A 24,791-nucleotide genomic window follows, 5' to 3' on the forward strand; every position below is an offset into this window, starting at 1 on the left:
GTACAACAGTCTATTAGTTGGTTGGTTAGTTAAAAAAGCAATCTGAATCTATTTTGACGATGATTGCTTTTTTTTGGGTTAAAACCTATCAAATTAACCTGTAACTCTAAACCCTATTATAGATCAAAATATCCAAAACATCGTTTAAAATCATAAAAAATAGTTAAAATACAATATTTTGAAAATAAACTAGTTAAAAAATTAAAGATTGTAATTCATCGAAAATGTTTCTACAATCTAATTTTTCATGATAATAATTTATAACTTAGTGTAAAATATATAGTCCCCAACTCTATATTTTATTAATAATTAATAGCACCTATTTTATCTCTTTTTTAGTAAAATAGACAAAAACCTACTTATAAAAATGAATATTTTTGAACACATTGAATTAACTCAATTAAATCCTAGTACCACAGAACGTGATATTATAGACCTCTGTCTAGAAGCAAAAGAAAGACAGGTTTATTCAATTTGTATTAATAGTTCGTATGTTGCCCTAAGTAAAGAACTTCTAAACAACAGTAAAGTAAAAATTTGCTCTGTTGTTGGCTTTCCTTTTGGAAACGTTGACACAAAATCTAAAATACACGAAGCCAAAACCGCAATAAAAAATGGTGCCGAAGAAATTGATATGGTTATCAATTTAGGTCTATTAAAAAGCAAAAACTACGTTTCTGTGCTAAAAGATATTACTGATGTTAAACTTGCTATTGAAGAAACACCTCTTAAAGTGATTTTAGAAGTATCAGAATTAAATAAAAATGAAATTTTAAAAGCCTGCCAAATATGTATGGATGCTAAAGCAGATTTTATAAAAACCTCTACTGGATTTTCTAAAGGTGGCGCTACTTTAACAGCGGTAAAAATTATTAAAAAAACCATTAAAGGCGCTATTAAAATTTGTGCATTTCATGGTATTGACGATGAAGAAACCGCAATTAAATACTTTGACACAGGCGTTCACAGAATAGGCGTTACACCAGATTTTAAAACCTCTGAAGTGGTTTAGATAAAAAGAAAAGAATTAAAAAAGGTTATATTAAAAAATATAGCCTTTTTTAATTCTCAAAACTGATTTTAATCATAGTTTATAACACATAAAAAGAAGCAAATTTGTATATTTAAAGCTAAGACTTATTTCTATAAAATAACTTTAAATTTAATACAGTTTTGAAACTTCTAAACACCTATATAGACCATACATTACTTAACCCCACCGCTACTAAAAACGACATTATTAAACTTTGTGAAGAAGCTAAACAATATCGTTTTTTTTCGGTATGTGTTAACAGTTGTTACGTAGCATTAGCTAAAAAACAATTAAAAGACACTGATGTAAAAGTATGCAGTGTAATTGGGTTTCCGTTAGGAGCCATGTCTACCAAAGCTAAAGTAGCTGAAACTAAAGCAGCCTTAAATGATGGCGCCGATGAAATTGATATGGTTATCAATGTTGGACTTTTAAAAAGTAAAGATTTTGATGCCGTTTGGAAAGACATAGAATCTGTAAAATCTAGCATGCCAAATAACGTTTTAAAAGTTATATTAGAAACCTGCTACCTTGAAGAATTAGAAATTATAAAAGCCAGTGAATTAGCCATACAAAGTGGGGCCGATTTTATTAAAACTTCAACAGGATTTGGAACTGGCGGAGCCACAATTAATGATGTAAAACTTATGAAAAGCGTTTGCAAAACATGTGTTAAAATTAAAGCCTCTGGAGGTATTAGAGACACAAAAACAGCTTTAGAATATATTAATTTAGGTGTTGATAGAATAGGAACTTCATCTGGAATTGCCATAGTTGAAGGAACTTCAAATTCATCTAATTCAAATTATTAAATTATGAGCGTACACATTGAAGCTAAAAAAGGGGACATAGCAGAAACTATTTTACTACCCGGAGATCCGTTGCGTGCTAAATGGATTGCTGAAACTTTTTTTGACAACCCAGTTTGTTTTAATAAAGTTAGAGGTATGCTGGGGTATACAGGTACTTATAATGGTAAAAAATTATCTGTAATGGGTACTGGCATGGGGGTGCCTTCTATTTCAATTTATGCTCATGAATTAATAACCGAATACAACGTTAAAAACCTTATTAGAGTAGGTAGTGCTGGGTCTTATCAAAAACATGTTAAAGTAAGAGATGTTGTTTTAGCTATGGCAGCCTCTTCTAATTCTGGAGTAAACGAATTACGCTTTGGAGGTGCAGACTATGCCCCTACTGCTAATTTTGAATTATTTCAAAAAGCTATTGAAGCAGCTAAAAGCAAAAATATTCCTATTAAAGCTGGTAATGTTTTTACATCGGATGAGTTTTATGCAGATGATTTTGAATCATATAAAAAGTGGTCAAAATTCGGAGTACTTTGTGTTGAAATGGAAACAGCAGGGTTATATACCGTTGCTGCTAAACACAATGTAAATGCATTGACTATTTTAACAATTTCAGACTCTTTAGTTACTGGCGACAGATTATCTAGCAAAGACAGAGAGACTACCTTTAAAGATATGATAGAAATTGCCTTAGAATTAGCTTAAACTAATTGAAATGAAACAGGTTGGTTAGTATATTTTTGCGCAATTAAATTAATAGCACTTTCTTTTAATTGCAACACTCTAGGATACCCGCCTGTAGTTTGACAATCTCTCATTAAAATGATAAGATTACCAGATGGAGTTAATTGCACTGTACCCGGCAATACAGGTGAAGTTATAATAGGTTTTAAATTATTCTGTAGAGTTTCATTTAATTGATATGCCATCCTATTATTATTTTTTGATATAGTGAACTCTGTATTTAATAATTGGATTTTTTGTTTTTTTGAAAGCATATCAAACTCAGGGCCTTTAAAAACTTCCAACGTTTTTAAATTGAAATAATCAAAGTTAATTTTAATAGAAGCATTGTAGTTTCTCACTAAATTATTGGCAGTTGAAATCTTTAAAACATCGCCTTTTTCTAGTTTCTCTTTTTTAGTAATTCCAGAATACATACTATAACTGCTCATCACTTGTTCTGTTTGGAATCCGCCTTTAACAGCTAAATATGCCCTAACCCCTTTTTTTAAACTTCCAAAGGAAAGAATATCGCCCGATTTCACCATCATGGGTTTATTATTAATAAAAATACTGTTGTTTAATTTAGCCGATAAATTAGCACCAGTAACACAAATGGTGGTAGTACATTGAAACTGTAATTTTGGCCCTTGCATTGTAATTTCTAAAACTGGTAAATCTGGTGAATTTCCTAAAATAGCGTTAGCTAATGATGCCGCTGTTCTATCCATAACTCCAGAATACGGTACTCCATACTCTTGAAAACCAATTCTACCAAAATCCTGAATGGTAGTATATATTCCTGATGCTAAAACTTCAATCATTAACCACCTCACTTTCTAATTGATAAACACCAGCATTAACTAATGTTTTAATATCTTGATGCTCTTTTAAAGAAATAGGATAAAATTGAATTTGATCTCCTGCACTAGCAAAACAGGGAATTTTATTTTTTATATTAAAAAAGTTAATGGGAGAATTACCAATAATATTCCACCCACCCGGACTTTCATTAGGGTAAACCCCTGTTTGATTTCCGCCAATGGCTACAGCGCCTTTTTTAACTTTTAATCTTGGTGTATTTTTTCTTGGAGTATGCAAAACTTCATCTAAACCACCTAAATATAAAAAACCAGGTAAAAACCCAATAAAATAAACTGTATATAAAGCTTGTGAATGTAGTTTAATCACCTCTTTAACAGGTAATCCTTTAGCATGTGCAAGCGCTTCTAAATCTATTCCAAAACTAAAATCATAACACACGGGAATTTTCCATAATTTATAATTTGCTTTAGTTTTTTTAGAATCTCTATTATAAATACTCTTTAAGATTTCAACTTCTTTATCAAAATCAATTAAAGCTTCCTTAAAACTAACTATTATAGAGCAATAAGCATGAGTTATTTCAAGTACACTATCATGTTTAATTTCAACTATTTTATTTTTGAAATTTAAAACATCATAAAGAATACTTTTACTAATTTTTTGAGGCCATTCAATTAAAATAGTACGCTCTCCGTATTGCCTATAAGTAAGATGATAAAGCATGAATACTACTGAATTTTTATATGGTTTTTAACCAAAAACTTATGTAGTTTTTTTACCAATTTTATGGCATTGTCGTTATCTCCATGTACACAAATAGTATTTACCAAAACAGATTGCTCTTTGCCTGTTACAGAGATAACCTTTTTATTTGTGACCATTTTTAGAACATGTTCTTTCATTTTTTCAGCATCAGTTATTAAGGCATTGGGCGCTTTTCTAGAAACTAAGCTTAAATCGTCATTATAATTTCTATCTGCAAAAACTTCATAGGCAATAGAAATACCATTTTCTAAAGCCAATGTTGCAATTACAGATTTATAAGGAACATACAATTGCACTGGATACTGCATACTCTTAATTAATTCAACAACAACTTGGGCAACTCTTTTATTAACAGCAGCCATATTGTATAATGCTCCGTGAGGTTTTACATGATGTAAAGTGGCGTTTTCAGTATATAACACCTCTAACAAATCTGATAATTGATGTTTTAAAGAAGTATACAAAGCAGCACATGATATATCCATTTTTACACGACCAAAATTTTCTTTATCAGGAAACGATGGATGTGCTCCAATTTTAACCTTATGAGTCTTAGCTAATCTTACCACCTTACGCATAGTATCTTTATTACCAGCATGCCCACCGCATGCTATATTACATGAAGATAGATAAGGTAGTAATTTAGACTCATTACCTATACCTTCACCTACATCGGCATTTATATCTACTGAATAAAGATGCATGACAACGAATTAAATTAATGCTTTAATGCTAATAAAAGTACACTTATTATAAAAATTACAGCCCAAAAACAATATTTAAATTGCTGTTTTAATTATTTTAATTGACTTAACAATTCATCAACCGCTTTTTTAAGTTGTGTGTCTCTATTTTTGGCTTTATCATCTGGGTTGTTATACACAATAACATCTGGTACTGCAGGCCCTAACTCCATATTAGATTTAGTAGCTTTAACATACCAACCTCTAAATGGCATTCTTACAAAAGAACCATCTATTAAACCTGTTCCTCCTGTAGAAATAACTGCTCCAAAAGTAGGTACCCCAACTAAAGTTCCAATTCCTAAGGTTTTATAGGCATGCGAAAAAATTTCGGCATTAGAGTAGCTATTCTGATTACATAAAGCAATTGAAGGCTTTGTCCATGCTGCCAATGGCAATCGCTCACTATAAGGGTAATGATTAATGAATTTTGTTTGTTCTTTTTCTAAATTTTTGGTTGCACCTCTAGGCACCGTATAAGCGTGTTGTTTTACGTTTAATACTGCCATTAAATAATCTGTTGTCCATCCGCCACCATTAAATCTCACATCTATAACAATACCTTCTTTTCCTAATCCTGCAGCAGTTAGTTCACGCTCAAATCGTTCAAAACTAGTCCAATTCATACCTTGAATATGAATATACCCCAGCCTACCGTTAGAATATTTTTCGGTTAAACGTTTACGCTCTTTAACCCAAGCATTATAATTTTGGGTACGATTACTACTTGTTGGTCTAATAACAATTTCTTTTGATGTACCGCCTCTATTGACTTCTAAATAAATTTTTTCATTAGTAGTACCTTCTAAAAGACTATAAACATTTACGTTTTTATCTAAGTTATACCCATTTACAGAAGTGATAACATCTCCTAACAATAATTTGCTAAAACTTCTATCACTAGGCATTTCAGGAACAATTGCAACCACTTTTAAATGCCCGTTGGTTGTTGGTTCAAACTCTACGCCTAATAAACCTGTACGCTCATAATCTAAGTCTTCTCTGGTTTCTACACGGTAAAGCCCCATATGGCTAGCATTAATTTGTCCTAACATTTTATTGAAGATAGATTGAAAATCATGACGCGTAGAAGCTTTTAAGGCTAATGGCTCGTAAGTTTTTCTTAATTGTTCCCAATTTTGACCATGAAAATTAGGGTCGTAAAACCCATCATTAATAGCTTTCCAAGCTTCATTAAATATTTGCTGTGATTCTATGTTGTAATCTATATCTAATTTTGCAGTAAATGATAAGGTTTCACTTTTAGCACTCCCCATATTGATACTAGATAAACTACCTCCTTTTTTGGTTAAGTAAATTTTAGAAAGTTTTTTATCTGTAGTAATATTTGATGGTCTGGTATTGTTAGATGTGATTCCTTTTTTGTCTTTTCCATTCCATTTTATTTTGAACAAATCAGAATCAACCTCTGCATTTCCTCTACCTCCATTACCTGTGGTGTAGTAAATAGTTTTTGAATCTTTAGAAAATAATCTACCAAATTCTCCACCTACAAAAGAAGTTACTTGCACTTGGCGCTCATGTATATTATCAAAATCAATAACCACATCGGCTACTTTAGAAGATTCACTTTTTTTGTTTTTACTATCCTTTTTATCACCATTTTTGCTTTTGTCTTTTTGGTTTTCATCATCTTCTTCCCAATCTTGTGTTGTTTTCTCCCAATCAGCTTTTGTTAACCAGGTAAACCATACATCATAATCATTATTATTTCTATTTGAAGAAAACATCAATTTCTTCCCGTCTGGACTCCAAACAGCACCTCTATCTTGTTTGGGGTGCATAGAAACATTCACTGGTTTCATACTATTATCAGCTTTATGAATATAGATTTCAGAATTAAAATCTAAATCGCTTAGGCTGTAAGCTAACCATTTTGAATCTGGAGACCAAGCTATACCACTTGCTGTAGCCCACCCATCTAAAAGGGTTGTTTTTTTAGATAGTTTTCCGGTGCTATCAATGTTTTCTACAACTAATTTACCGCGCCCTAATGTATAGGCTAAAAGCTTGCCATTAGGAGATAAACTCAAGCTACCTTCGTCTTCTTCAGTTTTAGTTATACGTTCAATTTTGTGTTTTAGTGTTTTAAATAAATCTGATTCGTTTTCGTTATTAGATGTTACCTTGTAAATGTCCTTTTGTCCATCTCTATCTGAAACAAAAAGCAACGTGCTATCATTTAACCAAGTGGCATTAGTATCTCTAAATGACGATTTGGTTAGATTTACGGTTCGTTTTTTATCCTTATCTGTTTCGCGAATAAAAATCTCACCTCTTATAGTAATAGCTGCATATTTACCATTAGGCGAAATAGCAATATCATCAACTTTATTAAAATAAGTTTTATGCACAACAGGATTAAATCTATAATCTGAAGCTATATTGATATTCACTTGTTTTTTGGTCTTTGTTTTGGTGTTAACAGTAAAAACTTCATCGCCTTTTACAACAACCAATTCCTTTCCATTTCGGCTTATTTGAAATGAAAAAATGCCCATATCTTTAAAATTGGTAATTTGTGAAATGGCTCCTGTTTTGTTTCCATTATCATCAATAATTATTTGGTGTACATTATATTTTCCGCTTTGTGAAGACTGAAAATAAATAGTGTGATTATCTGCCCATTGCGGATAAAAATCGTTACCATCATAATTGGTTAGTTTGGTATAACTGTCGGTTTTAATATTATATAACCAAACATCTCTGTTAGCAGGTCCTTGGTAAGCTTCTCGTTCAATTCTACAACTTCCTTTTACAAATACAATAAATTTTCCGTTAGGTGATAATGTTGCATCAAAACCTGTAGCATCTAAAAAACGCTTAGGTGTTCCGCCTTCATCACTAACTATATGAGTTTCGTATTCACTCTCTACTTGAACAAAATTTCTTCGTGTAGAGAATAAAATATTTCCATCTTCAGTATAATCTGTTATTATATCTGATGCTGAATGATAAGTAATACGTTTGGGAGTTCCGCCCTGTGCAGGCATTACAAACACGTCATTATTTCCAAAACGCTCACTTATAAAAGCAATAGATTTACCATCTGCACTCCAAATGGGTTTCGTATCGTAAGCTTCATGTACTGTAAGTCTCTTGGGGTTTGAACCATCTACATTTGATGTCCAAATATCACCTTGATAGTTAAAAGCTAAGGTTTGTCCGTCTGGACTTATAGCCGGAAAATTAATTAATGGGTTTTGAGCAATACTAAGACTTGTAATAGCATAAGCTATTAAGGGAAAAAGCTTCAAAGATAATTTCATTTTTAGAGGTTATTTTAGTTTTGCTCTAAAAATAAAACTACTAAACTACAAAAGGGTAAAAATTAAAATATGTTTAACACTATTTATTTACAATTTGGAAGTATTTAAAGCATAAATAGCAAAACTACCTAACCAATGCCCACCCATATAATCATCACCAAAAATACTTGGCAAAGAATGGTTTATGTGCTGATTTGCAATATTTTTTAAGTGATTGTATTCAGGCATTCCTTTAGAAATCTCGTATAAATTCCATGCTCGAGAAAAGTTTAAACCATCTAAATGTACTAAATGCCCATCGGTTCTATCTGAAACTATTCCGGGTTCTAAGTTATAATTTTTGTCTTTTAATTGTGGTAAAAATGAAGATAACCAAATTTTAAATTCTTTTTTTGGTAGTAAGCGCTTCATTAACGCAGCTTCTTCTAAACAAGGCGATAAAAAATCACTTCCGCTAGGTTCCCAACTCATTGGGCAATTTTTATCATTCAAAAAGAAAAAGAAAGCTCTATCTTTTATGGCCGTTTTTAAAGCTTCATGATTGATAGTTTTTGCGTAATCATAAGCAAACGATAAACCAAAGGCGGTATTGCTATGTGTTCCTACTCTAAGAGCATAGTTAAGTTTTGGTAAATACTGTATGTATTTTTCACAAATTAGGTCTGTTAAAGGTTGTAAGTTATATTCTAAAACTCTAGCGGTTTCATCATCCCAAGTATGCAATTCTTCGGCTAATTTTAATAACCATGTCCATCCATAAGTACGCTCATAATTTTTATTATGTTTTCCTTTAAAATATGCAACCTCGGCTTCTATATTTTCTTTTGAAATACTTTTTAGTAAACAATCTTTAATTTCACCTGCTCTATCAAGCTTAGGAAATTGTTTTAATAAACTCACCAAGCTCCAATGCCCATGAACCGATGAATGCCAATCAAAACAACCGTAAAATGCTGGATGCAACACTGTTGGTGGTTTTAAATCTTCATCACTACCTAAGGTTTGCGACAAGCGGTTGGGATATTCTACATTTATACAATGCAAGGGCAATTCTGCTAATTTATTGGCTTGTTCTAAATTTAATATTGGTGCTTTAACAACACTTATTTGCTTTTCTAATGCTATAGTTTCTTCTTTTTCACCTTTAGCGTTATTACAGTTAAAAATTATAAAAGTTGAACATAGTAGTATTATTTTTTTCATAAAAAATATCTCTTTTGCTTGTAAATAAAGAAGTAAAATTACAGAAAATAAAATCACTTTCTTCACGCAACTATTTTATTTTATTTTCATCTAATTATTGAATTAAAAAAAATATTGAATTATGAAAAAACCTATTTTGTTTATTAAAAGTTTAATTTTTGCTAGTATTTTATTTGTTGGATGTGATAGCTCTGACGACATTGAATGCCCTGAAGCATTAACTGGTGAATTATCTGAAAAAGAAACCAGTTTTACAGGAACTTGGTCACTTATAAGTGTTGTTACTGAAGATGAAATTGATTTAACAGATGATGATACCGAGAATCCAACTACTGATTTATACAGCCAATTACCTGATTGTGAAAACGATATGGTTTACACTTTTGAAACCGATAGAACTTACACCTATTACTTAGGAAAAAACGCTGCAGATTGTGCCACACAACAAGAAATTACAGGTACATGGCAACTTACTGACAATAATAATTTAGTATTTGTTACTAACTGTTCTAGCGGAGGAAATTTAATTGAGTTTAATGAAGATGAAACCGAATTTTCTTTTGAAGCTACTTATAACTTTACCGATGTTGATGGATATACTATTACCACAAAAACAACATTTACTTACGGTAAGTCTATTTAAGTTTTCCTCTACATATAATAAAGAAAACGAAGCTTATGGCTTCGTTTTTTTGTTTAAAATATTTAGCATTTAATTTACCCCAACCAGCCATCTCTATCTAAACTTCTATATTGTATAGCTTCACTAATATGAGCACCATTTACATGTTCAGAACCTTCTAAATCGGCTATAGTACAGGCTACTTTAATTACAAATAGTCATATCTAATTCAGAATTATTTTTCAATATCATGAAAATTGTAAAAAAATGATTAATACAGTATTTATTTCTTTTTTTTGGGGATCCCTTTTTCTATGAAATTAATTACCTTTTCTTTATCCTCACGAACCAATCCTCCAGTCTTCTTTGTTTCGGAGTCATACCTATAAACTTCATTAATATAATAATCTTTAGTTTTACTTAAATTAGAATATGTCCCTGTAATATAAAAATATAACCATCTAACATCCTTAATAGTATTAGTTAAAGGAATTGACGCTAATGAAGTATTAGAGAAATTCGTGTCTTTATCAAATAATTTTGGCTCTTCCAAAATATATTTACCATTATTTAGAATAATCAGAATGTAAGTTTTAATCTTAAAATTTGTAGAACCCGCATCATCACTCCTAAAATCTAATCTAAAATGTGTTGGCGGATCTCCTTCTAAACGAATGCCTTTACCAGCCATTTGTACCCTTAAAATAGGATCCTTTTCATTAGGAAGAATATTTGTTATTGTTTTTATATTTTTTAACTTCTCTATACTATTATTCAATGTGTCTATTCTTAGACCTTGTTTAGCAAATGCTTTCGACACATCTTTAAATAATTTTTCCCTTGAATCGTCTACTCCTTTTTTTATACCTTCAGTTATTAAACTATCTCTTAACGTCTGTTCTGCCTCTAAAGCATTTTTATTTAACTTAGCTCTTTCATTACTATTACAAAATTGCAATATCTGTATAAGAATCAAAATTGGTATCAGAAGCAAATATCTTTTCCCATACTTTTTTATCATTCTATTTAACTTCTTAGATCTTAAATCAAATAATTTAAGAGAACTAAACATACCTAAAACACATGTAATTATGGTTGAAGATATTGTAAACCATATTTCTGGAATATTTCCCATTTTTTATTTCATTTAACCCAACCAACCATCTCTATCTAAACTTCTATATTGTATAGCTTCACTAATATGAGCACCATTTACATGTTCAGAACCTTCTAAATCGGCTATAGTACGGGCTACCTTTAAAATTCTATCATACGCTCTGGCTGATAAGTTTAAACGCTCCATAGCGGTTTTTAAGAGTTGTTTAGAATCATCATTTAACACACAGTATTTCCTAATTTGCTTAGTATTCATTTGTGCATTGTAATGCACGCTTTCATTTTTAGCAAACCGTTTGCTTTGAATATCTCTGGCAGCCGTAACACGCTTTCTAATATCTACTGAAGATTCTCCTTTTCTGTCATCACTCAGCTTATCAAAAGGTACGGGGGTTACTTCAATATGAATATCTATTCTATCTAACAACGGACCAGAAATTTTACTTAAATACCGCTGCATTTCTGCAGGACTTGAAGTAACAGGAGCATCGGGGTCATTAAAATAGCCACTAGGGCTGGGGTTCATACTAGCTACTAACATAAAAGACGATGGATAGGTTACTGTAAATTTTGCTCTAGAAATAGTAACTTCTCTATCTTCAAGTGGTTGACGCATTACTTCTAAAACACTACGCTTAAATTCTGGTAATTCATCTAAAAATAAAACCCCGTTATGAGACAACGAAATTTCTCCAGGTTGCGGATATGCCCCTCCGCCTACGAGCGCAACATCTGATATAGTGTGGTGTGGACTACGAAACGGACGTTGCGCCATAAGCCCAGTGTTTTCCTTTACTCTACCAACTACAGAGTGTATTTTGGTGGTTTCTAAAGCTTCTTGTAAAGTCATGGGTGGCAAAATACTTGGTAAGCGTTTAGCTAACATGGTTTTACCTGCTCCCGGAGGCCCTATTAAAATTATGTTATGTCCGCCAGCTGCTGCAATTTCCATGCACCGTTTAATACCTTCTTGTCCTTTTACATCGGCAAAATCATGCTCAGGAAATTCTAGATTTTTATAAAATTCTTTTCGGGTATCAATAATGGTTTGTTCTATGGCTTCTCCCTTATCAAAATAATTTATAACCTGTTTTATATTATCTACACCATAAACTTCTAAGTCATTAACAATAGCTGCTTCTTTAGCATTTTGATTAGGAAGAATAAAACCTTTAAATCCTTCTTCTCTGGCTTTAATAGCAATGGGTAAAGCGCCTTTTATGGGTTGCAAACTTCCGTCTAAAGACAGTTCGCCCATAATTAAATACTTATCTAAATCTTCGGCTTTAATTTGATTAGAGGCTGCTAATATTCCAATAGCTAAAGTTAAATCGTATGCGCTTCCCTCCTTCCGTAAATCGGCTGGAGCCATGTTAATGGTTATCTTTTTACCTGGAATTTTGTAACCATTATTTTGTAATGCTGCAGCAATACGGTAGTTACTTTCTTTAATGGCATTATCTGGCAATCCTACTAAATGATAGCCTACACCTTTATTTACATTAACTTCTACAGTAATGGTTGTAGCTTCTACACCAAAAACGGCGCTACCAAATACTTTTTTAAGCATATAAATTAGATTTCCTGCTTAAATGTAATAAAAGTATTTTAAGATTAAAACTTTGAAAAATTAAATCCTTTAAACCTTAATTATCAACAGTAAACTCATCTGTTCTTAGGTTTAATGCCTTTAATAATATAAGTTGCAACTACCTCATCATTTACCTTCAAATGCACATCATATAAACCTCTTTTAAATACTTTTTTAAACTCTAAAATTTCAGTTTGCTTATTATATGAACTTGGTTGAATTGTTTTATTACTAGAACCGCTATCAACAACCAAACTAAATGTGTTTTCCTTTTGATTGTAGGGAACTTTAAATTGAAATACCACCTCTGTATTTATAGCAACTTCCGATTTCATTTTAATTGGGAAAAGCGGCATAATATGATATTTAAAAGCGCTGCCATACACCAAAGGACCTGTTAAAAAGTCATCAATAGAGGGAGGATTATTTTCTATTAAAATCCAATCAGAATTTAACGGAAAGTGGCTTTTAACAAACAGTTTAGGGTCTGTTAAAAAATAGCCATCATTATATTGTGGTACAAATACACCTTTATCAAAATGAAAAAAACCACTAGACCATGTAGGATCAGCCAGATACCATTTATTATTTAAAAGTACCACATTCCACGTATGATTTGGTATACTTAACTGGTTTATGTTAGTAGATACAGTTCTACCATAACCATGTACCATTTTACAATTTAAACCAGCAAAAGAAGCCAATTCTCTAAGCAAGTAGGCATACCCTGTACAAATTGTCTTCTTATGTTTTACTAATTTTTTAAGTGCTTTTTCTTTAAACTCGGCATTCCAATTATAAAGTGCAACACTATCATTTTTAAATTTTCTTCGTTTTTTTAAATTCTGAACATGGTTACCGTAATCATTCCTAATATTTAAACACACCCAAATATAAATAGCTCTAAATTTTTCAACATCGGTTGTTAAATTTGATGTTAATTTATGTGCCAATATAGGTAAGTCTTTTAAAGACTCTTCTTTTAAAGATTTTGCATTGTTATCGGCTCTATTAAAATTCACATGCTTAAAATCTGCAGGTTGTGATAAAACCTTAAAACTTATAAAGAAAATTAAAAGCAGCTTGTGCTTTCTCATTTAAAAAATGCCTTTAATTTTTTGCCAAAGCGAACGTTTAGATTTATAAGATTGATTGGTATCAACCGCCCCCATTAACTCAACAAGTTCAGCCTCCATAACAACATTTAAAACAGCTTGGTCTTTACCTATTTTAATACTTTTGGGAGAGTAACCTAAAGAACTAAATATTAATACATCGCCTTCTTTTAACTTTTGAGGAAATGTAAATTCGCCATCAAAATTAGTAGATGTTCCAATCTTTGTTCCTTTTAACACAATACTCATGTTTGGTAACGGAAGGTTTTCATGATCCAGAACTGTACCTGTTAATAAGCCAACTTGTTCACTGATTTTAGTAGTTTCTGTTAAAACATTTTTTTGTTGCGCTTGTATGTTTTGAATTCCCACTAAAGAACATAAGGCAAAACTTAAAGCCATTAAATAATTAAAATGTGTTTTTGTTTTATAAACTAATGGTTTTGAATACGTTTTCATTTGAGATGTTTTAAAAATTCCACAGGTTATTGATTGATTTTCTTCAAAGAACTTAAAAAGTCCTGTAGAGCTCATGTTTCTAAAATCTATAACTTCATTATTACAAAAGTTACAGAAAGCACCTTGGTCTGTTTTTGTAAAATTACCAAACGTTTTTGTACAAGGTTCTTTTACCAAAATATTCATTGTTTGTTTCATTGTAAAAATAATTTATTTACTCGAAACTAGGCATAAGATACAAAAAAGAACAGTTACATTGAGTGAACAGGAGTTTTGAATGAGTAACTTTACTATAACATAATTAGTAATAATAAGAAATCCCGCTTCATGCGGGATTTCAATTTAAAAATAGTAATAACAAATCTGAAAAAAATCAGATTATATTTTAATGTTATTTTGTAGTATTTAAAAACTTAGGCTTAATTACTAGCATTGCCCAAGCCCAATTTTGTCCACTCGCAGCATCTGCTTCAGTAACACCTTTTAACTCATACATACCATCTGCAGGAAATAAATGAGAGTAGCCCAATACTAAAGCATAACCTTTAAATGCTTTTTTATAAACTAAATCTATTTCAGTACCTAAAGATTTTTCGCCACTTGGTAATTCTTGCTCACCACTAAAATTAAGTATTTTAGCCATTAAACTCGATGAATTACTTAATTTAAAGTTTGCACTTGCGTGAATATCAAATAACCCAATGGAGTTGGCATGATTACCTACGTAGAAGTAATCCATAAACCCGTTGAACTTGTGGTTTGTACCATATAACGGGAAGAAAGCTCCTGTTTCACCTGCATCAGCATCATTTCCGCTAATAATTTCTAAACCAGCTCCTAAAGTTACTTTATCTGACGTTTTAAAAGTTAGATCTAAACCTAATAAGTAAGCACCTTTTACATCAACTTCTCCCTGTCTTTTACCAGTTTGAATAAACGCATTAGCTGCTAAACCAAAACTACCGGCTTTATAATCTAAATGTGTACCAATAGTTTGTAAACTGCTTACACCGTCTGGATTACTAGTATCATCATACTCTTGAAAGCCATTGTTTAACAATAGTAAGCTACCAGAAAATTTCTCCCAAACTTGTTTTAAATACAACATTTGCATCGTTTTATAAGAGAAAAATCCTGTAGTATCATAACTTGTTCCTGTTGAAACAAACCCTGTAGGGTTTGAATAATCTTGGTTGAATGCTAAAGCAAAATCTAAAATAAAATTTCCTTTTTTATGTTTTATTAAAGCAGCATCATGGTTACGCCCCTGTTGTGCCCAATCAAGACCACCAAGAATTCTTTGATCATCATATGATAATACTTGACGCCCTATTTTAGTAGACCATCCTTCTCCTAATTTAATTTCTGCCCAAGCTTGAAAAATTGCAAATGAATTATTTTGGTCATAAGGTAAAATTTGTCTGTTTTCACCCCAAACCATTACATCTTGTAAACTTAAATACACTTTATAACTTTCTGTTGTAAATCCAGCATTTAAACGTGCTCTGGTTGAAATTCCAAAACCAGCATCGGCTTCATCTGTAATAAGACTTCCAAATCCATGACGGTACTCTGTACGTGGTCTAAACTCGCCATCTAAAGTAAATTGAGCTTGTGTAAATTGTACAATTAATACCATTAAACCTATTAATATATATTGTTTTTTCATGTTTTCTTGTTTTAAGTTTTAATCTAATTTGAGTTATGTTTAATTATTTAAAAATATGTTTGAATTAGGTTGTAATCTCCCTGAGATTATGAAAAAATCACCTTTCATAATCTTATAATGAGGACATAAAATATTTATTGGTTATTTAATTAATGCTCTAGAAAATCTATTAAATGCTTTCTATAATTGTAATAATTTTTGTGTTCTAAAACAGACTTTCTGGTTCTTGGTCTTTCAAAATCAACATCTAAAACATCACCAATTTTAGCTCTAGGACCACTGGTCATCATTACCACACGGTCTGCTAAAAAAATAGCTTCATCTACATCATGAGTAATCATTACAGCTGTAATTTTTTCTTTATTCCAAATCTCAATAAGAATGTCTTGAAGTTCACCTCTAGTTAAAGAATCTAACATGCCAAAAGGTTCATCTAACAAAAGTACCTTTGGTTTAATGGCAAAAGCTCTTGCTATACCTACACGTTGTTGCATACCTTGTGATAATTCTGATGCTTTTTTATGAAATGCTTCTTCTAACCCTACTTTTTGAAGATAATACTTTGCAATATCATTACGTTGCTTTTTTGTTGCATGTGGAAATACTTGATTTACACCTAACAACACATTTTGAAGTGATGTCATCCAAGGCATTAAACTGGGTGATTGAAAAATAACACCCCTGTCTGGTCCTGGACCTTTAACATGTTTTCCTAAAACCGAAATATAACCGTCTGTAATATTATTAAGCCCTGCTATCATTGAAAGCATGGTTGTTTTACCACAACCAGAGTGACCAATAATAGTAACAAACTCCTCTTTCATTATTTGAAGATTTAAATCTTCAAGCACTACATAATCTCCTTTTGGTGTTGGGTACACTTTTTTTAGTTTCTTTAAATCTAACATGACTTTTGATTCTGGAAAAAGGCCATTATCTGTTCTTTCTGTAGAAACTTTTTTATTTAATACATCTATACTCATAATTTTGGCTTTTAAAATCTGCTACCCACAAAACTTTTAGGTGCTAAATCTGGTAAAACAAATTCTTCTTTTGCTTGAGACTTACGCTGATTACCTATATCCATTAAATATTCTATAATGGCATTTCTGGTTTCTTTAAAGTTTTCGTTATCATTCAACGCCGTCTTATCTCTGGGGCGTTCTATATTTATTTTAAACTCTGGACCTAAAGTAGCGTTTGGTCCTGGGCGTAATGGAATAATTCTATCAGCCATATAAATACCCTCGTCAACATCATTGGTAATTAATAAGGCGGTACGTTTATCTTTTCCCCAAATATTTAAAATTTGATCTTGTAAATTACCTCTAGTTAATGCATCTAAAGCTCCAAGTGGTTCATCCATTATAATCATGTCAGGTTTCATTGCTAAAGCACGAGCAACTGCCACACGTTGTCGCATGCCACCAGACAACTCTTTTGGTAACTTATTAATAGCTGGTGTTAATCCTACCATTTCTATATAATGAGCCGCTTTACGTTTCCATACTGATTTTTTTCGCTTTGGAAATACCTCTTTAACAGCCATCACTACATTTTGCTCTACCGTTAACCAAGGAAGTAATGAGTAATTTTGAAATATTACCCCACGTTCATGACTGGTACCTTTAACGGGTTCGCCTTTAAACAATACTTCACCACTTGTGGGCTCTAACAAACCGTTAATTAAGTTTACTAAGGTTGTTTTTCCACTTCCTGTAAAACCCACTATAGCTACAAATTCACCTTCTTCAATACTTAAATTTATGTTTGAAAGTACTTGGGTAGCATTATCACCTTGACCGTACGTTTTATAAATATTATTTAATTCTAAATATGCCATGTTTTTCAATTTTAAGTTTATTGTGCGTTTTTATTGAAAGACACCATATTTTGGATGGTTAACATGATTCTATCTAATAAAAAACCTATGATACCAATAACAAACATGGCTACAATAATTTTAGAGTTAGAATCATTGGCTCCGTTTTGAAATTCTTCCCAAACAAACAATCCTAATCCAGGATTTTGAGCTAAAAGTTCAATAGCAATAAGAACCATCCACGCTACCGATAAAGTAATACGTAGTCCAGTGAAAATAAGTGGTAGCGAAGACGGTAATATTACTTTAAAAACCTTTTGAATGGGGCCTAATTTTAACACTTTAGCTACATTAATATAGTCTTTATCAACGGTTGAAACCCCCATAGCTGTATTTACCAAAGTTGCCCACATAGAACATAAACCAACACTTATAAATGAGATGATAAAAGCGCTATCAGAATTTGAATCTTTAGTAACAGTCTTTACAATCATAAATACCAAAAGCAACCAAACCACTGGAGATACTGGTTTAAAAATTTGAATTAACCAGTTAAAAGAACTTTTTAATGTTTTACTTAAACCTATTACAATCCCTATAGGTACTGCAATAAATAGCGCTAGTAAAAATCCTGCAAATACTGTTTTTAAACTAGTTATAATTTGGTCTACAAAAGATGGTCTTCCTGTATAAGTTATTGGATCCTTACCTTCAGCAATACGTTTTTCATTTAAAGCAGCGGTTTTTTCTTTAAAAGCTAACTTATCTGCACTAATTGCTCTATGGTCTGCTAATAGAGTTTTATATGAATCCCATACTTGAGCAGGTGACGGTAATGTATTAGGTTGACAACTAACATCTCCTGATGCAATACAAGCAGCCATTTCATCGGCGGCTGCTTGCCCCTGCTCTTCAAGTGCTTTATTTATTTTATAATCTGCTTCAATATTATAAAGTGTTTTGGCTCCTAAGTGCCAAAATCCGATAAATAGAATAATTGAAGCAAGTGGCACTACGGTTTTACGTAAGAAGTTCTTAAAATCCTCCTTATCTAATTTTCCTGTAAATAATGACTTTAATGTGGTTATAAAACCTAAACCCACAAACTTGCTTACTTTATTTAATGTTATGCTTTGCTTCATGACTATTTGTTTTATTAATTGTCTTTGTTTCCTATTTTAAAACTATTAATATACCCTATTGGGTCTTTTGCGTCATAGGTAGTACCATCAATAAAATTTGAAGTTGCCGGCTTATATCCATTGGTTTCAGGAATATCTGTAGCAGGAATATTTCCTTCTTCAACTAATAAAGAGGCTGCTTTTTTCCAGATATCTGGACGGTATATGTTTTTTATAGTTTCTGAATACCAATCTGCTGGTTTTGCTTCAGGAATTTGTCCCCATCGTCTCATTTGTGTTAAAAACCAAATACCATCTGAATAGAATGGGTATGTAGCATTGTACTTGTAAAACACATTAAAATCTGGCATTTCACGTTTATCGCCCTTTTCAAATTCAAAGGTTCCTGTCATAGAATTCGCTAAAACAGCTTCATCTGCTCCTACGTATTGAGACATAGATAATATTTTAACTGCCTCTGCTCTATTTTGAGGCTCGTCTAACCATTTACCAGCCCTAATTAGAGCTTTTGTAACCGCTATTGCTGTATTGGGGTTTTCTTCAACAAACTTTTTAGTCATTACAAATACTTTTTCTGGGTTGTTTTTCCAGATATCATAATTTGTAGTTACTGGCACTCCAATACCTTTAAAAACAGCTTGCTGATTCCATGGTTCTCCTACACAATAGCCGTAAATGGTTCCTGCCTCTAAAGTTGCAGGCATTTGTGGTGGTGGCGTTACCGATAATAAAACTTCGGCATCTATTTGTCCTTGTACATTATCGGCTGTATACATTCCTGGGTGAATACCCGCAGCAGCTAACCAATAACGAATCTCATAGTTATGTGTTGATACAGGGAATACCATTCCCATTTTAAAAGCTTTACCAGAGTTTTTATACTCATTAATAACAGGCTTAAGAGCATCTGCTTTAATAGGATGTACAGGTTTTCCATCATCTCCTTTTGGTACATTTGGTTTCATTTTAGACCAAACATCATTAGAAACCGTAATACCGTTACCATTTAAATCCATTGAAAATGGAGTAACTAATTCTGCTTGACGGCCAAAACCCGCCCCCGCAGCAATAGGTTGTCCTGCCAACATGTGAGAGCCATCTAATTGACCATCAATTACTCTATCTAATACATTTTTCCAATTTGATTGTGCTTCAACAGAAACAAACAAACCTTCATCTTCAAAAAATCCTTTTTCTTTTGCAATGGCTAAAGGAGCCATATCGGTCAATTTAATAAACCCAAAAGTTAATTGTGGTTTTTCAATATTTAATTGTTTTGTTTTTGAAACTCCAGCTGCTAATTTTTCTACTGAACTTTCTTTCTTTTTTTCTTTACCTCCACATGCAAATAGTAAAACTGCCATTGGTAAAATAAAGATTGATTTTTGGATTAGTGTTTTCATATTAAAGTTGTTAAATATTTTCTAAGTATTTATACTTAATTTTTAACAAATATATAAGTAGATAAAAACAATCATACTGCCAAAAAGCATATTAAAAACACTTTTTACCACATAAAAAAACCTGCAAATTTGCAGGTTTTAATTTTATTTATTTGAATTTCAGATACTTAATACATAAAACACAAATAAGCACCAACTAGTAAATAATACTTATTTATATATTATTATTAAGTAATTTCTTTTTGATAAGCAGCTTTCACCATAATTCCAGACATGGTAGTATAAACATCTACCCATGCGTTTTTTACTTCTAAAGTAAAATCTGCACCTAAACCAGCTTCTAATGTTGCTAATAAAGCCTCTCCTAAGGTATAATAATGAAATTCTTCTACCTTATAATCTAAGTGTCTTTGCCCTAAATCCTCTAAAACAGGAACTAAATCATTAAAGTTTTTTAACCCATTAATAGCGGTTCCTAGCATAGACATAAGTTTACTTCCTTGTATTTTCATTGATTCATTATCCATAGGAAATAACTCTTGCAAATGCGGATCTAGTTCAAATAATTTAGCATAAAAATACTCTGCAGCTGTATTGGCAATAGGTCGCATTTTATTAAATGATTCTTGTACTAAGGCTACTGTTTTTGCTTCCATATTTTAGGCTTTAAATATTCCTTTTTAGAAAAGAATTGTTTTGATACAAAACTAAAAGAGTTGTTACAAAAAAAATATAGAAATAAACAGGAAGAAACCTGCCTTTACACCATGTTTTATAAAAAATAAAAAGTATTAACTAGCTATCTAAGAAAAAGTTATGCTCGCTAATTTCCTTACCGAGAAGCTCCACATCTTTAATCCCTATTTTTTTTCCACTGGCAGAAATTAACCCTTCTTTTTTTAAAGCAGAAAACACCCGTATTACTTGCTCTTCAGAGGTTCCAGCATAATCAGCATACTCTTTTCTACTCAGCGGTAAATTTAAAAAGCCATTAAGATTTCCAAATTTCCTGTTAATATATAATAAGGTATCAACAACACGCTCTCTTACAGTCATTTGAGATAAAGACTTAACTTTAGATTCGCTTCTATTAAGTTCGTTTGCATAAAAAAGCATCAAGTTATAAGTAAACTCGGGGTTTTCTCTTAATCCTTTTTGTAATGATTCTTTAGAGAAGTAACAAAGTGCAGTATCTTCTAACGCAATAGCTCCAATTGGATAATATTCTTCTGTTCCAAACCCTCTATGCCCAATAATCTCACCATTTTTTGCAAACCTTACTATCTGTTCCTTTCCATTGATACCCGTTCTAAACACTTTTACTTTTCCTTGAAGAATAAAAAACAATCCGTTAACAGGAGCGCCTTCTATAATAAATTGCTGACCTTTTTTACAGAAAATTTCATTTTTCTCATCTAAAAACTCTGAGGTTTCAAGTACTTTTAAACTCTTTTTTACTAAGCAAAATGTGTTAACACAAGCATCACAAGACACTTTATCTAAATTTAAATGTTTGGATTTTGAAAATGAAGCTGTTTTAAGCATAATTTTAGATTCGGTTCAAATATACGTAATAATACTTATTTTTGTTTTTATTATAAAATTATCAAGTATTGCTAAATATATGTATTCTTTCAATACAAGTACAATTATTATACAAAAAATTATGAAATATGCAATAGAAAAAATCAGTAAATCATTTACACATTCGCTATATTTACGGGGATATAACGAATTAAAATGATTTCAATAAAAGATGCTATTTCTATAGTAAAAAAGAATTCTTCTGTTTTATTTGAAGAAACCACCAAACGTGTTGAAAAGTCAAACGGTTATATTTTAGCTAAAGATGTGGTTTCGCCTATACATATGCCTCCGTTTAGGCAATCTGCAATGGATGGTTACGCTTTAAACTTGCACAATAGCTTAACATACAATTTAATAGGAGAAATAAAAGCTGGCGATGAACATCAACCCATATTAAAACCTGGTGAGGCCGTTAGAATTTTTACAGGTGCCGCTGTTCCTGATACAGCTAATGCCGTTATGATGCAGGAAAAAGTTACTGTAAATGGTAATAACTTAGAAATTGAACATCAAATAATAGAAGAACTCAATATCCGTCCGCTTGGAGAACAAGTTAAAATTGGTGAGACCGCTTTAAAAAAAGGCACAAAACTTAATCCTGCTGGTATTGGTTATCTTACTTCTTTAGGCATCACCAACGTTTCGGTTTACAGAAAACCCTCTATTGCTATTGTTACAACAGGCAACGAACTTATTGAACCTGGGAATGAATTAAAACACGGACAGATTTACGAAAGTAACTCCAAAATGCTGCAGAGTGCCTTATATAGTTTAAAATTTTACGATGTAACCCTTCATAAAGTAGAAGATAATTACCCTAATACCGTAGCACTGTTACAATCAGTTATTGCTAAAAATGATGTGGTGCTTATTACTGGTGGAATATCAGTTGGTGATTATGATTATGTGGGTAAAGCGTTAACTGAATTACAGGTTGAAGAACTATTTTATAAAGTAAAACAAAAACCAGGGAAGCCTCTTTTCTACGGAAAAAAAGAAAAGACCTCCATTTTTGCATTACCGGGAAATCCCGCAGCAGCCTTATCGTGCTTTTATGTTTACGTGTATATCGCTTTACAAACCATGATGAATAGAAACACCATAGAATTACCGCGAATACTAGCTACATCAACATCTAAGTTTATAAAGCGTGGTGATCGCCCTCAATTTTTAAAAGCCATTTATAAGGATAGTAAAGTCGAAATTTTAGAAGGCCAAAATTCATCTATGTTACAAACTTTTGCGTTATCTAATGTCTTGGTTTTTATTCCTGGTGATGTTACTGAAGTGAACATTAACGATGAAGTTGAAGTGATTTTACTTCCTGTTTAAATACAAAAGCTATGAGTTATAAAATAAAAAGTAGAATTTGGATTGAAGCCGACAACAATGTGTTGTTAGGACAAGGCAGGGTTCAGCTTTTAAAAGCCATTGAAGAAACTGGTTCTTTATCGAAAGCAGCAAAATCACTTAATATATCTTATAAAAAAGCATGGACACTTTTAGATTCAGTAAACAAATCGGCTAAAAAACCGGTAACCATAAATAGTATTGGCGGTAAAGGTGGCGGTGGCGCCGAACTTACTGAATATGGCAAATCTTTAATCAATGCTTTTGATGATATTAATAAAAGCTGTTGGGAGTTTTTAGATGAGCAAGTTGAAAAAATTAAACTATTGTAAGTGCAGTATTTAAAGTGCCTAAAGTTATAATTGCCTAAAGTTGAATTATGAATAACAAAGAATTTGCAAAAAAACTAGAGTTAAGAACCAGGCAATTTGGGATATCAATACTCAAACTATCATCTTCTTTACCAAATTCAACAGAATGAAAAGTAATTAGAAATCAAATCACAAAATCTGGAACTAGTATTGGAGCAAATTATAGAGAAGCCAATAGGTCTAGAAGTAAAAAAGATTTTAAAAATAAAATTCAAATTTCTGAAAGTGAAGCTAGTGAAACTGAATATTGGTTAGAATTAATATCAGATTTAGAATGGGTAAAAAATCAAGAACTTAAAGCTATTATGAAGGAAGCAAAAGAACTATTAGCAATTTTCACCTCAATTTCAAATAAACTCTAAACTTATAACTTTAAATACTTTAGCGCACTTAAGACACTTAAAATTACAACATGCTACAATTAGAAAACATACACATCTTTTTACTAATACTTCCTATAGTATCGTTTTTATATGCAAGTGTTGGTCATGGTGGTGCTAGCGGCTATTTGGCTTTAATGGCTTTGTTTTCTTTTGCTCCAGAAACCATGAAACCCACTGCCCTATTATTAAATTTATTTGTAGCGGGTATAGCCTTTTATTATTATTATAAGGAAGGCTACTTTAACAAAAAACTTTTTATAGCGTTTGCTATCGCATCAATCCCTATGGCTTTTATAGGTGGTGCTATTGAAGTAGATGCATCGCTCTACAAGAAAATTTTAGCCGTATTACTCATTTTTGCTATTTTAAAAATGCTGAATGTTTTTGGAAAAGAAAGCAATTCCATCAAACAAATTAAGCTATGGCAAGGACTTGTGGTTGGTGGTATAATTGGTTTCTTTTCCGGTTTAATTGGTATTGGCGGAGGTATTATATTAAGTCCGGTAATTTTACTACTCCATTGGGGTAACATGAAAGAAGCTGCTGCTGTTTCGGCATTATTTATTTGGGTAAATTCCGCAGCAGGATTAATTGGTCAGTTTACAAGTGGTATCTCTTTAGAAAAAGAATCTTTTTTACTAGTAGCCATTGCCTTAGTTGGTGGTGTTTTAGGCGGTTACTATGGTAGCAAAAAAATAAATAACATGAATTTACGGTACATATTAGCATTTGTATTGGTAATTGCATGTGCTAAATTGTTTTTCACATAA

General features: G+C 31.8%; 24 protein-coding genes and 1 pseudogene. 8 read left to right on the forward strand and 17 right to left on the reverse strand.

Annotation, left to right across the window (positions count from 1 at the left end):
- Positions 1 to 367: 367 nt before the first annotated feature.
- From deoC (J1D01_RS03195) to deoD, 3 genes are all read left to right on the forward strand, one after another.
- Positions 368 to 1,012: a deoxyribose-phosphate aldolase gene (gene deoC / locus J1D01_RS03195; RefSeq protein ID WP_421149810.1), complete on the forward strand. Its 645-nt coding sequence runs from the start codon at positions 368 to 370 to the stop codon at positions 1,010 to 1,012.
- A 161-nt stretch (positions 1,013 to 1,173) separates the two neighbouring features.
- Positions 1,174 to 1,845, forward strand: coding sequence for a deoxyribose-phosphate aldolase (gene deoC / locus J1D01_RS03200; protein ID WP_372937099.1), 672 nt, complete (start codon positions 1,174 to 1,176; stop codon positions 1,843 to 1,845).
- A gap of 3 nt (positions 1,846 to 1,848) precedes the next feature.
- Entirely contained in the window at positions 1,849 to 2,547 is a 699-nt protein-coding gene (gene deoD / locus J1D01_RS03205; RefSeq protein WP_421149811.1) for a purine-nucleoside phosphorylase, read from the forward strand.
- On the opposite strand, the gene J1D01_RS03210 is transcribed toward deoD, so the two are convergent.
- The 5 genes from J1D01_RS03210 to J1D01_RS03230 all read right to left on the reverse strand — a co-directional run bounded on the left by J1D01_RS03210 (position 2,544) and on the right by J1D01_RS03230 (position 9,391).
- The gene (locus tag J1D01_RS03210; protein ID WP_421149812.1) at positions 2,544 to 3,389 is read right to left on the reverse strand and encodes a biotin-dependent carboxyltransferase family protein; all 846 of its coding nucleotides are present in this window, start codon (positions 3,387 to 3,389) and stop codon (positions 2,544 to 2,546) included. The two genes, deoD and J1D01_RS03210, sit on opposite strands and share 4 nt — an antisense overlap.
- Positions 3,382 to 4,113, reverse strand: a complete 732-nt coding sequence (pxpB, locus tag J1D01_RS03215; protein ID WP_421149813.1) for a 5-oxoprolinase subunit PxpB — start codon at positions 4,111 to 4,113, stop codon at positions 3,382 to 3,384. The genes J1D01_RS03210 and pxpB overlap by 8 nt, the downstream gene beginning before the upstream one ends.
- A 5-nt stretch (positions 4,114 to 4,118) precedes the next feature.
- Complete coding sequence (pxpA, locus tag J1D01_RS03220; protein ID WP_372937103.1) at positions 4,119 to 4,859, reverse strand: 5-oxoprolinase subunit PxpA; 741 nt, start codon at positions 4,857 to 4,859, stop codon at positions 4,119 to 4,121.
- A gap of 92 nt (positions 4,860 to 4,951) precedes the next feature.
- Complete coding sequence (locus J1D01_RS03225) at positions 4,952 to 8,188, reverse strand: S41 family peptidase (RefSeq protein WP_421149814.1); 3,237 nt, start codon at positions 8,186 to 8,188, stop codon at positions 4,952 to 4,954.
- Between the two features lie 87 nt (positions 8,189 to 8,275).
- Complete coding sequence (locus J1D01_RS03230) at positions 8,276 to 9,391, reverse strand: DUF2891 domain-containing protein (RefSeq protein ID WP_421149815.1); 1,116 nt, start codon at positions 9,389 to 9,391, stop codon at positions 8,276 to 8,278.
- Positions 9,392 to 9,512: 121 nt separating this feature from the next.
- On the opposite strand from J1D01_RS03230, the gene J1D01_RS03235 reads away from it, so the two are divergent.
- Complete coding sequence (locus J1D01_RS03235; RefSeq protein WP_372937106.1) at positions 9,513 to 10,034, forward strand: DUF5004 domain-containing protein; 522 nt, start codon at positions 9,513 to 9,515, stop codon at positions 10,032 to 10,034.
- A gap of 74 nt (positions 10,035 to 10,108) precedes the next feature.
- On the opposite strand, the pseudogene J1D01_RS03240 reads toward J1D01_RS03235, so the two are convergent.
- The 12 genes and pseudogenes from J1D01_RS03240 to J1D01_RS03295 form a co-directional block, all read right to left on the reverse strand.
- A pseudogene (locus J1D01_RS03240) lies at positions 10,109 to 10,225 on the reverse strand (ATP-binding protein); the annotation flags it as partial.
- 71 nt (positions 10,226 to 10,296) lie between these two features.
- Positions 10,297 to 11,148, reverse strand: a complete 852-nt coding sequence (locus J1D01_RS03245) for a hypothetical protein (RefSeq protein WP_421149816.1) — start codon at positions 11,146 to 11,148, stop codon at positions 10,297 to 10,299.
- 12 nt (positions 11,149 to 11,160) lie between these two features.
- Entirely contained in the window at positions 11,161 to 12,699 is a 1,539-nt protein-coding gene (locus tag J1D01_RS03250; RefSeq protein WP_372937107.1) for a YifB family Mg chelatase-like AAA ATPase, read from the reverse strand.
- 95 nt (positions 12,700 to 12,794) lie between these two features.
- Positions 12,795 to 13,817 carry a transglutaminase domain-containing protein gene (locus J1D01_RS03255; RefSeq protein ID WP_421149817.1) on the reverse strand — a complete coding sequence of 341 codons (1,023 nt, stop codon included), beginning with the start codon at positions 13,815 to 13,817 and terminating at the stop codon, positions 12,795 to 12,797.
- Positions 13,818 to 14,492: a carboxypeptidase-like regulatory domain-containing protein gene (locus J1D01_RS03260; RefSeq protein ID WP_372937109.1), complete on the reverse strand. Its 675-nt coding sequence runs from the start codon at positions 14,490 to 14,492 to the stop codon at positions 13,818 to 13,820. It abuts the gene before it with no gap.
- 193 nt (positions 14,493 to 14,685) lie between these two features.
- Positions 14,686 to 15,963 (reverse strand): alginate export family protein, encoded by a 1,278-nt coding sequence (locus J1D01_RS03265; RefSeq protein ID WP_421149818.1) that lies wholly within the window; start codon positions 15,961 to 15,963, stop codon positions 14,686 to 14,688.
- A 149-nt stretch (positions 15,964 to 16,112) separates the two neighbouring features.
- Positions 16,113 to 16,946, reverse strand: a complete 834-nt coding sequence (locus J1D01_RS03270) for an ABC transporter ATP-binding protein (protein WP_421149819.1) — start codon at positions 16,944 to 16,946, stop codon at positions 16,113 to 16,115.
- Positions 16,947 to 16,957: 11 nt separating this feature from the next.
- The gene (locus tag J1D01_RS03275; protein ID WP_421149820.1) at positions 16,958 to 17,806 is read right to left on the reverse strand and encodes an ABC transporter ATP-binding protein; all 849 of its coding nucleotides are present in this window, start codon (positions 17,804 to 17,806) and stop codon (positions 16,958 to 16,960) included.
- Positions 17,807 to 17,823: 17 nt separating this feature from the next.
- On the reverse strand, positions 17,824 to 18,927 hold the full coding sequence (locus tag J1D01_RS03280) for an ABC transporter permease (RefSeq protein WP_372937293.1): 1,104 nt from the start codon (positions 18,925 to 18,927) through the stop codon (positions 17,824 to 17,826).
- Positions 18,928 to 18,941: 14 nt separating this feature from the next.
- On the reverse strand, positions 18,942 to 20,330 hold the full coding sequence (locus J1D01_RS03285) for a CmpA/NrtA family ABC transporter substrate-binding protein (RefSeq protein ID WP_372937292.1): 1,389 nt from the start codon (positions 20,328 to 20,330) through the stop codon (positions 18,942 to 18,944).
- 227 nt (positions 20,331 to 20,557) lie between these two features.
- The gene (locus tag J1D01_RS03290) at positions 20,558 to 20,986 is read right to left on the reverse strand and encodes a globin family protein (RefSeq protein ID WP_421149821.1); all 429 of its coding nucleotides are present in this window, start codon (positions 20,984 to 20,986) and stop codon (positions 20,558 to 20,560) included.
- A 139-nt stretch (positions 20,987 to 21,125) separates the two neighbouring features.
- Positions 21,126 to 21,875, reverse strand: a complete 750-nt coding sequence (locus tag J1D01_RS03295; RefSeq protein WP_372937290.1) for a Crp/Fnr family transcriptional regulator — start codon at positions 21,873 to 21,875, stop codon at positions 21,126 to 21,128.
- 195 nt (positions 21,876 to 22,070) lie between these two features.
- Here J1D01_RS03295 and glp point away from each other — a divergent pair, with 195 nt between their 5' ends.
- The 4 genes from glp to J1D01_RS03315 all read left to right on the forward strand — a co-directional run bounded on the left by glp (position 22,071) and on the right by J1D01_RS03315 (position 24,791).
- The gene (gene glp, locus J1D01_RS03300) at positions 22,071 to 23,249 is read left to right on the forward strand and encodes a gephyrin-like molybdotransferase Glp (protein WP_421149822.1); all 1,179 of its coding nucleotides are present in this window, start codon (positions 22,071 to 22,073) and stop codon (positions 23,247 to 23,249) included.
- 11 nt (positions 23,250 to 23,260) lie between these two features.
- Positions 23,261 to 23,599, forward strand: a complete 339-nt coding sequence (locus tag J1D01_RS03305; RefSeq protein WP_372937288.1) for a winged helix-turn-helix domain-containing protein — start codon at positions 23,261 to 23,263, stop codon at positions 23,597 to 23,599.
- Between the two features lie 167 nt (positions 23,600 to 23,766).
- Positions 23,767 to 24,000 (forward strand): four helix bundle protein, encoded by a 234-nt coding sequence (locus tag J1D01_RS03310; RefSeq protein ID WP_421150195.1) that lies wholly within the window; start codon positions 23,767 to 23,769, stop codon positions 23,998 to 24,000.
- Positions 24,001 to 24,050: 50 nt separating this feature from the next.
- Positions 24,051 to 24,791 carry a sulfite exporter TauE/SafE family protein gene (locus J1D01_RS03315; RefSeq protein WP_372937286.1) on the forward strand — a complete coding sequence of 247 codons (741 nt, stop codon included), beginning with the start codon at positions 24,051 to 24,053 and terminating at the stop codon, positions 24,789 to 24,791.

Source organism: Seonamhaeicola sp. NFXS20, from assembly GCF_049132085.1.
Lineage (GTDB): Bacteria > Bacteroidota > Bacteroidia > Flavobacteriales > Flavobacteriaceae > Seonamhaeicola.